Source organism: Thauera sp. 2A1 (genome assembly GCF_009469595.2).
Taxonomy (GTDB): domain Bacteria; phylum Pseudomonadota; class Gammaproteobacteria; order Burkholderiales; family Rhodocyclaceae; genus Thauera.
Window position 1 is genome coordinate 38,966 of sequence record NZ_SSXV01000014.1, and the last position, 13,997, is coordinate 52,962.

Genomic DNA, 13,997 nt, shown 5'->3' on the forward strand with positions numbered 1-13,997 from the left:
ATGAGTTTTTCGCTCGCAGGGCAGGTCGCCCTGGTCACCGGCGCCTCACGCGGCATCGGTCGCGCGGTGGCGTTGGAGCTCGGTCGGCTCGGTGCCGTGGTCGTCGGCACGGCCACCTCGGCCGGCGGTGCCCAGGACATCGACAAGGCGCTCGCCGATGCGTCGATCAAGGGCGCGGGGCTGGCAGTCGATGTGACTGACGCCGCGGCTTGCGAAGCGCTCCTGGCGGAGGTCGAGCAGCGCTTCGGCACGATCAACGTGCTGGTCAATAACGCCGGCATCACCCGCGACAACCTCGCGATGCGCATGAAGGACGAGGAATGGGATGCCGTCCTCGATACCAACCTGCGCGCGGTGTTCCGCATGAGCAAGCTCGTCATGCGTGGCATGATGAAGGCCCGCGGCGGACGCATCATCAACATCACTTCGGTGGTGGCGAGCGCCGGCAACCCTGGCCAGGCGAACTACGCGGCGGCCAAGGCCGGCGTGGCCGGCATGTCGCGCGCGCTGGCGCGCGAGCTGGGCAGCCGCAACATCACCGTCAATTGCGTTGCGCCGGGCTTCATCGATACCGACATGACGCGCGCATTGCCCGACGCCGCCCGCGAGGCGCTGCTGGGCAATATTGCGCTGGGCCGCCTGGGCCGTCCGGAAGAGGTCGCAGGCGCCGTGGCTTTCCTCGCATCGCCGGCCGGAGCCTATGTCACCGGCACGACGCTGCATGTGAATGGCGGCATGTACATGTCGTGATTTGGGGCCGGGATAGCGGTTCCCGGCCTTTTTGGTAGAATACGCCCGCTTTTCAACTACAAACCTGTATCTGTCAGGAAGGAGTTTTTCATGGAGAACATCGAACAGCGCGTCAAGAAGATCGTCGCTGAGCAGCTTGGCGTGAACGAATCGGAAATCAAGAACGACTCGTCGTTCGTTGATGATCTTGGCGCAGATTCGCTGGACACCGTGGAACTGGTCATGGCCCTCGAGGAAGAATTCGAGTGCGAAATCCCGGACGAAGAAGCTGAGAAGATCACCAACGTCCAGCAGGCGATCGACTACGTCAGCGCCCACCTCAAGAAGTAATTCGGGAAGTCATCCTTCCTTTCCGGATTCTGCAAGGCGCAGGGTCCGGATTTTTTTCAGTTTTTCTCCTTGATTCCATACGGAGCTGCCCGTGTCACGTCGTAGAGTCGTCGTAACCGGTCTGGGAGTGGTTTCCCCGGTTGGGAATACTGTTTCCGAAGCCTGGGAAAACCTGCTTGCCGGCAGAAGCGGCATTGGTCCGATCACCCGTTTCGACGCGTCCGTGTTTTCCTCGCGCGTCGCCGGGGAAGTGAAGAATTTCGACGTTGCCGCCTATCTGTCGGCCAAGGAAGCCCGCCGCATGGATGTATTCATCCATTACGGCATGGCTGCTGGCATCCAGGCAATTCGCGATTCGGGAATCGAGGTAACCGAGGCCAATGCAGAACGCATCGGCGTGAATATCGGTTCCGGCATCGGCGGCCTGCCGATGATTTCGGAAACGCAGAACGACTACCTTGCGGGTGGTCCGCGCAAGATTTCGCCGTTCTTCATTCCCGGCACCATCATCAACATGATCTCGGGCAACCTGTCGATCATGTATGGCATGAAGGGGCCGAACATTGCGGTCGTCACCGCGTGCACCACCGGGCTGCATGCGATCGGTCTGAGCGCGCGCATGATCGAGTACGGCGATGCCGACGTGATGGTCTGCGGCGGTGCGGAATCCACCGTGACCGAGCTCGCGATCGGCGGCTTTGGGTCGGCGAAGGCGTTGTCCACGCGCAACGACGACCCGGCCACCGCAAGCCGCCCGTGGGACAAGGGTCGGGACGGGTTCGTCCTCGGTGAGGGTGCCGGCGTCATGGTGCTGGAGGAATACGAGCACGCTGTCAGGCGGGGCGCGAAGATCTACGGCGAACTGGCCGGTTTCGGCATGAGTGGCGATGCCTATCACATGACCGCGCCCGACACCGATGGTCCACGGCGCAGCATGATCAACGCCATGCGGAACGCAGGCATCAACGCGGACGAGGTGCATTATCTCAACGCGCACGGCACGTCGACGCCGCTCGGCGACAAGAACGAGACGGACGCGATCAAGCTCGCCTTCGGTGTCGATGCTGCGAAGAAGCTGGTGGTGAATTCGACCAAATCCATGACCGGCCACCTGCTTGGCGGCGCGGGTGGCCTGGAGTCGGTGTTCGCGGTGCTTGCGGTGCATCATCAGGTCTCGCCGCCGACGATCAACATCTTCGAGCAGGATCCCGAGTGCGACCTGGATTACTGCGCGAATGTTGCCCGTCCGATGAAGATCGACGTGGCAATGAAGAACAATTTCGGGTTTGGTGGCACGAACGGCACGCTAGTCTTCCGCCGCGTTTGAGCCACCCGGCCGCGGCCGACCGTGCGTTATCCGCTTGCCATCGAATTGCGGCCCTCCTGGGCCGTCATGACGTCAGTGTTTTCCGCCCACGTGGCGGCGACACTGGCGTTTTTTCATGTGCTGTCGTCGCGCGACGGCGCGCTCCTGATCGGTCCGGTGTCGCTGCCCGTGCTGGCGGTCCAGATCGTCTGCTTCGTCCTGCTGGTCCTGTCAATGACCGTGGGATTGCGCAGCGAGATGGGGAAGCGGGCGATGCAGTTCGTCCTGCTCGAAGACGGCACCGTCCTGTGCCGCGCCCAAGGTAGCGAACTCCTCTATCGGCCAGAAAGTGGTGCGGTCGATTTCGGCTGGGGAGTCTGGATGCGGCTGCGTCCCGATGCGGGTGTCGTCGGTGGCGTGCGCCGCTGGATGCTGGTCAGTGGCAACGTGAGACCGGCATGCTGGCGGGGTTTGCGCACCTGGTTGCGACACAAGGCCTATCGCGCTTCGCCCGACGCCTGAAACAGTCACCGCCGGATATCGACCGCGGCCTAGATGGGCGCGTCGATGGAGGCGATCGTGCCTTGACGATCGCCTCCACGTCCATGCCACCGATGGCGGCAAGGCCCGGGAGTGGCGAAAGCCGCGATCGGCTTGGCGTGCTCAAGCCGTGGGCGACTTCTTCCGAGGCGGGCGCAGGACGGTGTTGCGCGCCACCGGCAGGGTTTCCGGATAGTCCCGGGAATGGTGCAGGCCCCGGCTCTCGTGGCGCTTGAGCGCGCAGCGCACGATCAGGTCGGCGGTGACGACGAGGTTGCGCAGCTCGATCAGGTTGTTGCTGACGCGGAAGTTGGAATAGAACTCGTGGATCTCACGCGACAGCAGGCGGATGCGATGCTGCGCGCGCTGCAGTCGTTTGGTCGTGCGCACGATGCCGACGTAATCCCACATGGCGCGGCGCAATTCGGCCCAGTTGTGGGTGATCACCACTTCCTCGTCAGCGTCGGTGACGCGGCTTTCGTCCCAGGCGGGGACGCTCGCGTGCGGCTTCGGCGGCTTGGACAGGATGTCCTGTGCTGCCGCTTCGCCGTACACCAGGCATTCCAGCAGCGAATTGCTGGCCAGGCGGTTGGCGCCGTGGAGGCCGGTGCAGGCCGACTCGCCCACCGAATACAGGCCGGGAACATCGGTGCGCGCAGCGAGGTCGGTTACGATGCCGCCGCACGAGTAATGTGCCGCCGGCACCACCGGAATCGGATCGCGCGTGATGTCGATGCCGAGCTCGAGGCAGCGCGCGTGAATGTTGGGGAAATGCTCGCGCAGCCAGTCGGCCGGCTTGTGGCTGATGTCCAGATAGACGCAGTCGAGGCCGTGCTTCTTCATCTCGAAATCGATCGCGCGGGCGACGATGTCGCGCGGCGCGAGCTCGGCGCGCGGGTCGTGCTCGGGCATGAAGCGCGTGCCGTCGGGCAGCTTGAGCAGGCCGCCTTCGCCGCGGACCGCCTCGGAGATCAGGAAGGACTTGGCGTGCGGATGATAGAGGCAGGTCGGGTGAAACTGGATGAATTCCAGGTTCGCCACCCGGCACCCGGCCCGCCATGCCATTGCCACGCCGTCGCCGGTCGCAACGTCGGGGTTGGTGGTGTACAGATAGACCTTGCCCGTCCCGCCGGTGGCAAGGATGGTGTTGTGCGCGCTGAAGGTGACCACGGTGTCGTTGCGGATGTCGAGCACGTAGGCGCCGAGGCAGCCTTCGCCGGGGCGCCCGACCTTGTCGCCGAGCACCAGGTCGATCGCGATGTGGTGTTCGTGGATGTCGATGTTCGGATGCGCGCGCACCTGTTCGCCGAGCGTCGCCTGGACAGCGGCGCCGGTGGCGTCGGCGGCGTGGATGATGCGGCGGTGGGAGTGGCCGCCCTCGCGCGTGAGGTGATAACCCAGTTCGGACTGCGCCTCGCGCGTGAATGGCACGCCGCGCTCGATCAACCACTCGATCGCGCGGCGGCCGTTCTCCACCACGAAGCGTGTCGCCACCGGATCGCACAGGCCGGCGCCGGCGGTAAAGGTGTCCTGGAGATGTGCCTCGATGCTGTCGGTATTGTCGAGCACCGCGGCGATGCCGCCCTGGGCCCATGCACTCGCGCTGTCCGACAATTCGCGTTTGGTCACCAACGCGACCTTGAGCCGGTCTGCCAGGCGCAACGCAAGGGACTGGCCAGCAGTTCCGCTGCCGAGAATGAGGACGTCGTACTGTTTCAGCAAGATTGCGGTCCGGGCAGGTTGGGGGCGAAAAATATAGCACGCCAGGGGCACTCGCGCCGCCCGGCGCCCGCGGTGATGCAGCCGGATGCCCGCGCCGGGTAAATACCCCTGTTCGCCTATGAACTAATCGGATGTGCCCGTGTCTGTTCTGACGTCTTCGAATTTTGGTGAGAGCTTCGGGGCGGGCGCTTATAATCGGGCGGATTGCAAAACCGAGAAGCAATATCCGTCCCACATGAGCGATCGCGAAATCGATCAGGTCCTCGTCGAGCGTGTTCAACGCGGCGACAAGCAGGCGTTTGGCTTGCTGGTAACCAAGTACCAGCGCAAGCTCAATCGTCTGCTGTCGCGGCTGATCCGTGATCCCGCCGAAGTCGAGGACGTGGCGCAGGAAACCTTCATCAAGGCTTATCGCGCCCTGGGTTCGTTTCGCGGTGACAGTGCGTTCTACACCTGGCTGTACAGGATCGGCATCAACACCGCAAAGAACTATCTCGTCTCCCAAGGCAGGAGGGCGCCGACATCGACGAGCTTCGATTCGGAAGAGGCGGAAAGCTTCGAAGATGGAGAACAACTGCGCGACATCAACACGCCCGAGCGGCTGATGATGACGCGTCAGATCGGTGAAACCGTCGATGACGCGATGGCGGCGCTGCCCGAGGAGTTGCGGACGGCCATCATCCTTCGCGAGCTGGAGGGGCTCAGCTACGAGGAAATCGCCGGCATCATGGATTGCCCCATAGGAACCGTGCGTTCCCGGATCTTCCGGGCGCGCGAGGCGATTGCTGAACGCCTGCGGCCGCTGCTCGACACGGCCCCGGACAAACGTTGGTAGGTAAATGGGATGAAGGACAGACTCTCGGCGCTTCTGGATGGCGATCTGGAAGAAGAGGCGATGAAGCCGGTGTTCGACGGTTTGCAGCGCGACCCCGATCTGAGGCAGACCTGGGGCGCGTACTGCCTGATCGGAGATACCCTGCGTGGCGAGCGTGGCTCCTCGCGCGATTTCGTAAACCGCGTGCTGGCGTCTTTGGACGACGAACCGACCGTCCTTGCGCCACAATCGAGGCCGGTTTCATCGGCGGCGAACCAGGCGGGCTGGCGCTCCCTGATGCCGATCGCCGCCTCGGTGATGGGTGTGGCGGCAGTGGGCCTGGTGGCGGCGTCGCTGTATTCGGGGCGTGACCAGCAGCTCGGTCAGACGGCAGTTGCGCGGAGCGCGGTGTCGCAACCGGCGACCCAGGTGGCGCGGCTGATCGTGCCGCCGGCCCAGGTGGAGCATGTGCAGCGCACCGGCGACGATGTGCATCGCGAATATGTCTTTGCGCACCAGAGCGTCGTTGGCGGCGGGCCGGTTCCCGCAGCATTGCAGTACGTGCGCAGCATTTCCAATCTGCGCGAGGATGCTGCGCGATGAGGTTTGCCGCGGCGGTGATTGCGCTCTGCGCGGCGCTTGCGCAGCCGACCGTTCATGCCGAGGCAATGTCAGACCCGCTGACCTGGCTTGGTCGTATCGCGAGCGCGGGGCAAAAGCTCAGTTACGTCGGCACGTTCATGTATCAGTCGCGCGGCGCCTCCGAGACGTCGCGCATCGCGCATCGCATGGATGCCACCGGTGAGTACGAGCGGCTCGAGGTCCTGGACGGCAGCCCGCGCGAAGTGATCCGCTCGGGCAACGAAGTCCGCTGCGTGCTGCCGGAACAGAAGACGGTGATCATCGACCAGGCAGGTGGCAGGCGCGCATTCCCCGCGCGGCTGCCCGCGAGTTTTTCCAACCTCGCCGAGAACTACCGGATCCGCAAGGGAGAGCTCGGGCGGGTCGCTGGATACGAGGCACAATCCATCGTCCTCGAGCCACGTGACGACCTGCGCTTTGGCTATGTGCTGTGGGCCGACGTGCAGTCCGGCCTGCTGCTGAAGTCGCGCATGGTGGATGAAGGCGGAGAGACGATCGAGCAGTTCGCATTCAGCGATGTTCGGATCGGCGGCGACGTGGGCCCTGATCTGCTCAAGTCGCGCTTCGATCAGAGCGGCGGCTGGCGCGTCGTCAATGCGCGCGGCAGCGAGATTTCGCGGAGCGAGGGCGGCTGGGTGCTGCGCTCGCCGCTGCCGGGTTATGCGCTGATGTCGGTGATGCGCCGTCCGCTCGGTCGCGAGCGCGGCGAGGCGATACACATGGTCTATGGCGACGGGCTCGCTGCGATCTCGGTCTTCATCGAGCCGCTCGCTGGACATGCGGTATCGCCAGCGGTGGGTGCGCTGTCCTCGGGCGCCATCAACATCTACAAGCGCGTCGTCGATCGCCATCTCGTCACTGCGTTGGGTGAAGTGCCGGCGCGTGCGGTGCAGCGCCTCGCTGACGGCATTGAACATTCGGCGCAATGATGGACGCCTTCGCGCGCGTGCAACGCATCGAAGCTGGCCGCGTGTGGCTCAGGGTGAGCGACAACGGCGGAGGCTGCGGCCGTTGCGACGAGCCAGGCGGCTGTCGTGCGGTGCAGATCTCCCACGCGTTCGGCAAGCCTGCCGACGAATTCATTCTGCCGGCCTACGATGGCGCGCGCGTGGGCGATATGGTGCGCATCCGCATTCCGGACGGTGCGCCGCTGAAGGCCGCGCTGGGCAGCTATGGCCTGGGCGTGGTCCTCCTTGTCGCCGGTGCGGCGGCCGGGACCGCGCTCGCGAGCCGCGAGCTGGCGGACCTTGCGGCAGCACTGGGGGCCGTTGCGGGACTCGCCCTGGCAGTGGTGATCAACCGCGGCCTGTCTCGCAGCCTGCGCTGGCGCGCCGGCCTGGGTATGGAGCTGGTCGCGGAGCAGGCCTGTCTGCACCCCGCTGCTGATTCCTTGCGGGAATCCTGATGATCCGTTCGATCCTGTGCCGGGTCGCGGCGTGGCTGCTGATCGGCTTTTGCGCGAGCCCGGTGTTTGCATCCGCCGCTGCCAACCTTCCCGATTTCACTGCGCTGGTCGAACGGCAGGGGATCGCGGTCGTCAACATCGGCACCGCACAGTCGCGCGTCCGTTCACCGCAATTGCCGTTCCCCGGCCTGGACGAGTCGGATCCGATGTTCGATTTCTTCCGCAAGTTCGTGCCGCGGAATCCGGACACGCCGCAGTTTGGCCCCAACAACCAGTCCCTGGGTTCGGGTTTTATCGTCAGCCCTGACGGCTACATCCTGACCAACGCGCACGTGGTGGACGAAGCCGAGGAGATCGTGGTGCGGCTCGCCGACAAGCGCGAATTCCGCGCCAAAGTGATTGGAGCCGATGCGCGCAGCGACGTCGCACTGATCAAGATCGAGGCGTCGGGGCTGCCCAAGGTGGCGCTGGGCGACCCCGACAAGCTCAAGGTGGGCGAATGGGTCATCGCCATCGGATCGCCCTTCGGTTTCGAGCAATCGGTCACCGCGGGCATCGTCAGCGCCAAGGGGCGCAGCCTGCCCGACGAGAACTTCGTGCCCTTCATCCAGACCGACGTGGCCATCAACCCCGGGAATTCGGGCGGCCCGCTGTTCAACCTAAAGGGCGAAGTCGTCGGCATGAACTCGCAGATCTACAGCCGCACCGGCGGCTTCATGGGCCTGTCGTTTGCCATCCCGATTGATGTCGCGATGGACGTCCAGCAGCAACTGCGGACCTTCGGCCGCGTTCAGCGCGGACGCATCGGCGTGGCGATCCAGGAGGTGACGCGGGACCTCGCCGAGGGCTTCGGCCTGCCGCGCGCGGCAGGCGCGCTGGTGAGCGCGGTGGAGCCCGACAGTCCGGCCGTCCGAGCGGGCATCGATCAGGGCGACGTGATCGTCCGCTTCGATGGCAAGGTGGTCGACAAGTCCAGCGATCTTCCGCGCATCGTCGCGGCGGTGCGTCCGGGAGCAAAGGTCGCGGTGCAGGTCTATCGCAATGGCCAGCCGCGCGACGTCATCGTTGCCGTCGGCGAGTGGCACGACGGCAAATCGCAGCGTGCGCAAGGCGGCATGCCGAAGTCGCAGGCCGTGCCGAATCGCCTCGGCCTTGCGCTGGCCCCGCCCACGCCGGTGCAGCGGCGTGAGCGGGGCATCGATCAAGGGCTGGTGGTCGAGCGCTCGGTCGGCGCGGCGCTGCGCGCAGAAATTCGCGAAGGGGACCTCGTCCTGGCGATGGTGATCGCGGGCAAGCAGGTTCCGCTGAAATCGGTCGAGGAGTTCAACCGTCAGGCTGCCAGCCTGAAGGAAGGGCAGCAGGTCACCTTGCTGGTGAAGCGGGGCGAGGCGACGTCCTACGTCAGCCTGCGCGCGGACAAGTAAGCATGCATCCACTTTCCGCCGTGCCCGCCGACGTGCATCGCGAATTCACGGTGATGAGCCGCGAGTGGTGCCACCTGTGTCACGACCTGGTCGACGCCCTGCGACCGATCGCCGACGAGTTCGGCTGGCGTGTTGTGGTGGTCGATGTTGATCAGGATCCGGCGCTCGAGGCGCGCTGGAATGAACTCGTGCCGGTGCTGCTGCACGGCGAGACCGAAGTGTGCCACTACCACCTCGACGCCGCGGCGGTCCGTGCCTATTGCGCGGGTTTTCCGTTAGAATCCGAGGCTTGACGTCGCCAACCAATCGAAACCGGGTGCTGCAAGGCACCCGTTTTGTTATCGCATGCAGCAAATCAGAAACTTCTCCATCATCGCTCACATCGACCACGGCAAATCCACGCTGGCGGATCGCCTGATCCAGTTCTGCGGCGGCCTGTCCGAACGCGAGATGGAGGCGCAGGTGCTCGACTCGATGGACATCGAGCGCGAGCGCGGCATCACCATCAAGGCCCAGACGGCCGCCCTGAGCTACAAGGCGAAGAACGGACAGGTCTACAACCTCAACCTCATCGACACGCCGGGCCACGTCGACTTCTCCTACGAGGTCAGTCGCTCGCTGTCGGCCTGCGAGGGTGCGCTGCTGGTGGTCGATGCGTCGCAGGGGGTGGAGGCGCAGACGGTGGCCAACTGCTACACCGCGCTCGACCTCGACGTCGAGGTGGTGCCGGTGCTGAACAAGATCGACCTGCCGGCGGCCGATCCGGAGAACGCGCGCAGCGAGATCGAGGACGTCATCGGCGTCGACGCCTCCCGTGCCATCCTGTGCTCGGCCAAGACCGGCCTGGGCATCGAGGATGTGCTGGAAGCCATCGTCGAGCGTATCCCGGCGCCCAAGGGCAATGCGGATGCGCCGCTGAAGGCGCTCATCATCGACTCCTGGTTCGACAACTACGTCGGCGTGGTGATGCTGGTGCGCGTGGTCGATGGTGCGCTCAAGCCCAAGGATCGCATCCTGCTGATGTCGGCCGGCGCACAGTACCCGTGCGAACAGGTCGGTGTGTTCACCCCCAAGTCGGTGGGCCGCGAGCAGTTGTCGGCGGGCGAGGTGGGTTTCGTCATCGCCGGCATCAAGGAGCTCGAGGCGGCCAAGGTCGGCGACACCATCACGCTCGCCAGCCGTCCCGCTGCCGAGCCGCTGCCCGGCTTCAAGGAGATCAAGCCGCAGGTGTTCGCCGGCCTGTATCCGGTGGAGTCCAGCGAATACGACCAGTTGCGTGACTCGCTCGAGAAGCTGCGCCTGAACGACGCGTCGCTGCAGTTCGAACCCGAGGTTTCGCAGGCGCTGGGTTTCGGCTTCCGCTGCGGCTTCCTCGGCCTGCTGCACATGGACATCGTGCAGGAGCGCCTCGAACGCGAGTTCGACATGGACCTCATCACCACCGCGCCGACGGTGGTGTACGAAGTGGTGCTCAACAGCGGCGAGGTCATCCACGTCGAGAACCCGGCCAAGCTGCCGGAAGTGGGGAAGTTTCAGGAGATCCGCGAGCCGATCATCACCGCCAACATCTTCCTGCCGCAGGACTACGTCGGGCCGGTGATCACGCTGTGCAACCTGAAGCGCGGCACGCAGGTGGATATGCGCTACCACGGCCGCCAGGTTCAGTTGATCTACGACATGCCGATGAACGAAGTGGTGATGGACTTCTTCGACAAGCTCAAATCGGTATCGCGCGGCTACGCGTCGCTGGATTACGAGTTCAAGGAATACCGCACGGCCGACCTGGTCAAGCTCGACCTGATGGTGGGCGGCGAGAAGGTCGATGCGCTGTCGGTCATCGTGCACCGCTCCAGCGCGCAGTACCGCGGCCGCGAGCTGGCGGCCAAGCTGCGCGGCCTGATCCCGCGCCAGATGTTCGATGTGGCGGTGCAGGCGGCGATCGGCTCGCACATCATCGCCCGCGAAACGATCAAGGCGCTGCGCAAGAACGTGCTCGCCAAGTGCTACGGCGGCGACATCTCGCGCAAGAAGAAGCTGCTGGAGAAGCAGAAGGAAGGCAAGAAGCGCATGAAGCAGGTCGGCAACGTCGAGATCCCGCAGGAAGCCTTCCTCGCCGTGCTGCGCGTCGAGGACGGCAAGTAAGCCTGCGCGGCGCGCACTGCGTCGCCCGTCGTCTTTCGTCTTTCGCCTCTCGTCTTTCGCGATCCCTACCGTGTTACCGGAGTCCGCGTGAATTTTGCGTTAATCCTCTTCCTGTTGCTGGTCGCCACCGGTGTGCTGTGGGTCTACGACCATTTCGTCGCGCGCAAGCGTCGCGGGCCCGACGCGACGCCACCCTGGTGGGTGGAGTACGGCGCGAGCTTCTTCCCGGTCATCCTGATCGTGTTCGGCCTGCGTTCATTCGTCGTCGAGCCGTTCAAGATTCCGTCCGGCTCGATGATCCCGACGCTGCTGGTGGGCGACTTCATCCTCGTGAACAAATGGACTTACGGCATCCGCCTGCCGGTAATCAACAAGAAGATCATCGACGTGAACCAGCCCAAGCGCGGCGAGGTGATGGTGTTCCGTTATCCGGCCGATCCCTCGCTCGACTACATCAAGCGGATCGTCGGGCTGCCGGGCGATACGGTCGAATACTTCGACAAGCATCTGACGGTCAATGGCGAGGCGGTGCCGATCGTCGAATCGGGCACCTACCTGCATCCGGACCGTCTCTACTATTCGCCCAGGTACAGCGAGAAGCTGGGTGAAGTCGAGCACTCAGTCCTGATCGAACGCGACGCGCCGGCCTTCGTACCCCAGGTGATGAATTTTCCGGGTCGCGAGAACTGCACCTATACTAATCGCGGCGTCCGTTGCAAGGTTCCGGCCGGCCATTACTTCGTGATGGGCGACAATCGTGATGCCAGCAGCGACAGCCGCGTCTGGGGCTTCGTGCCGGATGAGAACATCGTCGGGCGCGCATTCTTCATCTGGTTCAACTTCAACGACATGAGGCGGATCGGTGCTTTCCACTGACAGAACGTCCCGCGTGAAGGGGCAGGGCGGCGGCTTGAGCGCACGCTACCAGTCGGGCTTGAGCCTGATCAGCGTGGTGATCGTGGGTGGCCTGATCGCGTTCGCGATCCTGATCGGGTTCAGGACCGTGCCTGCCGTCAACGAGTACATGGCGATCGATCGGATCATCGGCGTGCTCGCGAAGGAGGGCGACAATGGCAAGCCGATCATCGAACTGCGCCGTGATTTCGATCGTCGCCGCGAGATCGACGACATCCGCAGTGTGAGCGGCGCCGATCTCGAGATCTCCAAGGACGACAACCGCACGATCATCGGCGTCGAGTACGAGCGCAAGGTTCCAGTCGTCGCCAACGTCAGCCTTCTCATCGAATTCAATGCCTCGAGCCGGGGCCGCTGAGCAGATGTCGCTGGAACGCCTGCAGCGCGCGCTTGGCCATGAATTCAGGGATGTCGCGCTGCTCGAGCAGGCACTCACCCATCGCAGTTTCGGGCAGCCCAACAACGAGCGTCTCGAGTTTCTCGGCGACAGCATCCTCAATTGCATCACCGCGGTGGCGCTGTACAGCCGCTTCAGCGGGCTGCGCGAGGGCGAACTGTCGCGTGCGCGCGCCTCGCTGGTGCGCCAGGAGGCGTTGCACAGGCTCGCGCTCGATCTGGAGCTGGGCGACGAGCTGAGCCTCGGCGAGGGCGAACTGAAATCCGGCGGCGCGCGCCGGCCCTCCATCCTGGCCGACGCCCTGGAGGCGATTTTCGGCGCGATCTATCTCGACGCCGGATTCGAGGCGGTGAAAGCGGTGGTCGACAGGCTTTATGCGCCGCTGCTGGACGAAGTGGATCCGCGCAAGCCGGCGAAGGACCCGAAGACGGCGCTGCAGGAGTGGCTGCAGGGCCACCGCATTGCGCTGCCCGTGTACACGATGAGCCAGGTGCTGGGCGAGGCGCACGCGCAGGAATTCGAGGTGGCTTGCGAGATCCCAAAGCTGGGCATACGCACCTTCGGGCGGGGTGCCAGCCGGCGCGCGGCAGAACAACAGTCGGCCGAGCTGGCCCTCGCGGCCCTCGCGGAGTTGAAGAAGAAATGAGCGATATCGATCAGGACCAGGGCACACCCGAGGGCAACGACGCACACCAGACCGAGCAGCATCCTGGTTTCCGTACCGGCTTCGTCGCCATCGTCGGCCGCCCCAACGTCGGCAAGTCCACGCTGCTGAACCGGCTCATCGGGCAAAAGATCAGCATCGTCTCTAGCAAGGCGCAGACCACCCGCCACCGCGTGACCGGCATCCTCACCAACGACGATGCGCAGTTCGTCTTCGTCGACACGCCGGGTTTCCAGACGCAGCACCGCAATGCGCTCAACCGCTCGATGAACCGCACCGTGTCACAGGTGCTGGCGGACGTCGACCTGGTGTTCTTCGTCATCGAGGCCGGCCGCTTCGGCGAGGACGACCGCAAGGTGCTCGACGTCATTCCTGCCGATGCGCGCGTGGTACTGGTGATCAACAAGGTCGACCTGCTGAAGGACAAGACCCGCCTGCTGCCTTTCATCGACGAAGTGCGCGCGCTGCGCGATTTCGTCGAGATCGTGCCGCTGTCGGCCGAGCGCGGGCGCAACGTCGAGGCGCTGGTCGCTACGGCGACGCCATTGCTGCCGCAAGGCGAGCCGATGTATGCGGAAGACGAGATCACCGACCGCAGCGAACGCTTCCTGGCCGCCGAGTTCCTACGCGAGAAGCTGTTCCGCCTGCTCGGCGACGAGTTGCCTTATGGCATCGCGGTGGAGATCGAGAAGTTCGAGACCGAAGGCAACCTGCGCCGCATCTTTGCTGCCGTCATCGTCGACAAGCCGGGCCACAAGGGCATCGTCATCGGCAAGGGCGGCGAGAAGTTGAAGCGCATCTCGTCCGAGGCGCGCGTCGAACTCGAGAGGCTGTTCGACGGCAAGGTCTATCTCGAGGTCTGGGTCAAGGTCAAGAGCGGCTGGACGGACGACGAGCGCGCGCTGAAGAGCCTGGGCTACGAGTAAGCCCGGCACGCGCGCTCCAT

At 64.5% G+C, this 13,997-nt stretch carries 16 protein-coding genes; 15 read left to right on the forward strand and 1 reads right to left on the reverse strand.

What is annotated here, in order from left to right; all coding sequences use genetic code 11:
- The 4 genes from fabG to GH664_RS13640 all read left to right on the forward strand — a co-directional run bounded on the left by fabG (window position 1) and on the right by GH664_RS13640 (window position 2,908).
- Entirely contained in the window at window positions 1-750 is a 750-nt protein-coding gene (gene fabG / locus GH664_RS13625; RefSeq protein ID WP_153168629.1) for a 3-oxoacyl-ACP reductase FabG, read from the forward strand.
- A gap of 90 nt (window positions 751-840) precedes the next feature.
- Window positions 841-1,080, forward strand: coding sequence for an acyl carrier protein (acpP, locus tag GH664_RS13630; RefSeq protein WP_153168630.1), 240 nt, complete (start codon window positions 841-843; stop codon window positions 1,078-1,080).
- 91 nt (window positions 1,081-1,171) lie between these two features.
- Window positions 1,172-2,407 carry a beta-ketoacyl-ACP synthase II gene (gene fabF, locus GH664_RS13635; protein WP_153168631.1) on the forward strand — a complete coding sequence of 412 codons (1,236 nt, stop codon included), beginning with the start codon at window positions 1,172-1,174 and terminating at the stop codon, window positions 2,405-2,407.
- A gap of 21 nt (window positions 2,408-2,428) precedes the next feature.
- Complete coding sequence (locus GH664_RS13640; protein ID WP_153168632.1) at window positions 2,429-2,908, forward strand: protein YgfX; 480 nt, start codon at window positions 2,429-2,431, stop codon at window positions 2,906-2,908.
- Window positions 2,909-3,049: 141 nt separating this feature from the next.
- Here the strand turns inward: GH664_RS13640 and nadB are convergent, their stop codons facing one another.
- Window positions 3,050-4,648 carry an L-aspartate oxidase gene (nadB, locus tag GH664_RS13645; protein ID WP_153168633.1) on the reverse strand — a complete coding sequence of 533 codons (1,599 nt, stop codon included), beginning with the start codon at window positions 4,646-4,648 and terminating at the stop codon, window positions 3,050-3,052.
- Between the two features lie 235 nt (window positions 4,649-4,883).
- Here nadB and rpoE point away from each other — a divergent pair, with 235 nt between their 5' ends.
- The 11 genes from rpoE to era all read left to right on the forward strand — a co-directional run bounded on the left by rpoE (window position 4,884) and on the right by era (window position 13,977).
- Window positions 4,884-5,483 carry an RNA polymerase sigma factor RpoE gene (rpoE, locus tag GH664_RS13650; RefSeq protein WP_153168634.1) on the forward strand — a complete coding sequence of 200 codons (600 nt, stop codon included), beginning with the start codon at window positions 4,884-4,886 and terminating at the stop codon, window positions 5,481-5,483.
- Window positions 5,484-5,492: 9 nt separating this feature from the next.
- Window positions 5,493-6,065: a sigma-E factor negative regulatory protein gene (locus GH664_RS13655; protein ID WP_153168635.1), complete on the forward strand. Its 573-nt coding sequence runs from the start codon at window positions 5,493-5,495 to the stop codon at window positions 6,063-6,065.
- Entirely contained in the window at window positions 6,062-7,033 is a 972-nt protein-coding gene (locus GH664_RS13660) for a MucB/RseB C-terminal domain-containing protein (protein WP_153168636.1), read from the forward strand. The genes GH664_RS13655 and GH664_RS13660 overlap by 4 nt, the downstream gene beginning before the upstream one ends.
- A complete protein-coding gene (locus GH664_RS13665; protein ID WP_228111510.1) occupies window positions 7,030-7,509 on the forward strand; it encodes a SoxR reducing system RseC family protein in 480 nt (159 codons plus the stop codon). Before GH664_RS13660 ends, GH664_RS13665 begins: the two co-directional genes overlap by 4 nt.
- Window positions 7,509-8,933, forward strand: coding sequence for a DegQ family serine endoprotease (locus GH664_RS13670; protein WP_153168637.1), 1,425 nt, complete (start codon window positions 7,509-7,511; stop codon window positions 8,931-8,933). The genes GH664_RS13665 and GH664_RS13670 overlap by 1 nt, the downstream gene beginning before the upstream one ends.
- A gap of 2 nt (window positions 8,934-8,935) precedes the next feature.
- A complete protein-coding gene (locus GH664_RS13675; RefSeq protein ID WP_153168638.1) occupies window positions 8,936-9,226 on the forward strand; it encodes a glutaredoxin family protein in 291 nt (96 codons plus the stop codon).
- A gap of 52 nt (window positions 9,227-9,278) precedes the next feature.
- The gene (gene lepA / locus GH664_RS13680) at window positions 9,279-11,075 is read left to right on the forward strand and encodes a translation elongation factor 4 (protein WP_153168639.1); all 1,797 of its coding nucleotides are present in this window, start codon (window positions 9,279-9,281) and stop codon (window positions 11,073-11,075) included.
- An 87-nt stretch (window positions 11,076-11,162) separates the two neighbouring features.
- Entirely contained in the window at window positions 11,163-11,951 is a 789-nt protein-coding gene (gene lepB, locus GH664_RS13685) for a signal peptidase I (RefSeq protein WP_153168640.1), read from the forward strand.
- Window positions 11,938-12,348 (forward strand): DUF4845 domain-containing protein, encoded by a 411-nt coding sequence (locus tag GH664_RS13690; protein ID WP_228111511.1) that lies wholly within the window; start codon window positions 11,938-11,940, stop codon window positions 12,346-12,348. Before lepB ends, GH664_RS13690 begins: the two co-directional genes overlap by 14 nt.
- Window positions 12,349-12,352: 4 nt before the next feature.
- On the forward strand, window positions 12,353-13,033 hold the full coding sequence (gene rnc / locus GH664_RS13695; protein WP_153168641.1) for a ribonuclease III: 681 nt from the start codon (window positions 12,353-12,355) through the stop codon (window positions 13,031-13,033).
- Entirely contained in the window at window positions 13,030-13,977 is a 948-nt protein-coding gene (gene era, locus GH664_RS13700; protein ID WP_228111512.1) for a GTPase Era, read from the forward strand. Before rnc ends, era begins: the two co-directional genes overlap by 4 nt.
- Window positions 13,978-13,997: the final 20 nt, after the last annotated feature.

Coding starts and splice junctions, on each gene's coding strand:
- rpoE (WP_153168634.1), top strand. CDS start 4,884: ATGAGCGATCGCGAAATCGATCAGGTCCTCGTCGAGCGTGTTCAACGC.
- GH664_RS13665 (WP_228111510.1), top strand. CDS start 7,030: ATGATGGACGCCTTCGCGCGCGTGCAACGCATCGAAGCTGGCCGCGTG.
- acpP (WP_153168630.1), top strand. CDS start 841: ATGGAGAACATCGAACAGCGCGTCAAGAAGATCGTCGCTGAGCAGCTT.
- GH664_RS13660 (WP_153168636.1), top strand. CDS start 6,062: ATGAGGTTTGCCGCGGCGGTGATTGCGCTCTGCGCGGCGCTTGCGCAG.
- era (WP_228111512.1), top strand. CDS start 13,030: ATGAGCGATATCGATCAGGACCAGGGCACACCCGAGGGCAACGACGCA.
- fabG (WP_153168629.1), top strand. CDS start 1: ATGAGTTTTTCGCTCGCAGGGCAGGTCGCCCTGGTCACCGGCGCCTCA.
- GH664_RS13675 (WP_153168638.1), top strand. CDS start 8,936: ATGCATCCACTTTCCGCCGTGCCCGCCGACGTGCATCGCGAATTCACG.
- GH664_RS13670 (WP_153168637.1), top strand. CDS start 7,509: ATGATCCGTTCGATCCTGTGCCGGGTCGCGGCGTGGCTGCTGATCGGC.
- lepA (WP_153168639.1), top strand. CDS start 9,279: ATGCAGCAAATCAGAAACTTCTCCATCATCGCTCACATCGACCACGGC.
- rnc (WP_153168641.1), top strand. CDS start 12,353: ATGTCGCTGGAACGCCTGCAGCGCGCGCTTGGCCATGAATTCAGGGAT.
- GH664_RS13655 (WP_153168635.1), top strand. CDS start 5,493: ATGAAGGACAGACTCTCGGCGCTTCTGGATGGCGATCTGGAAGAAGAG.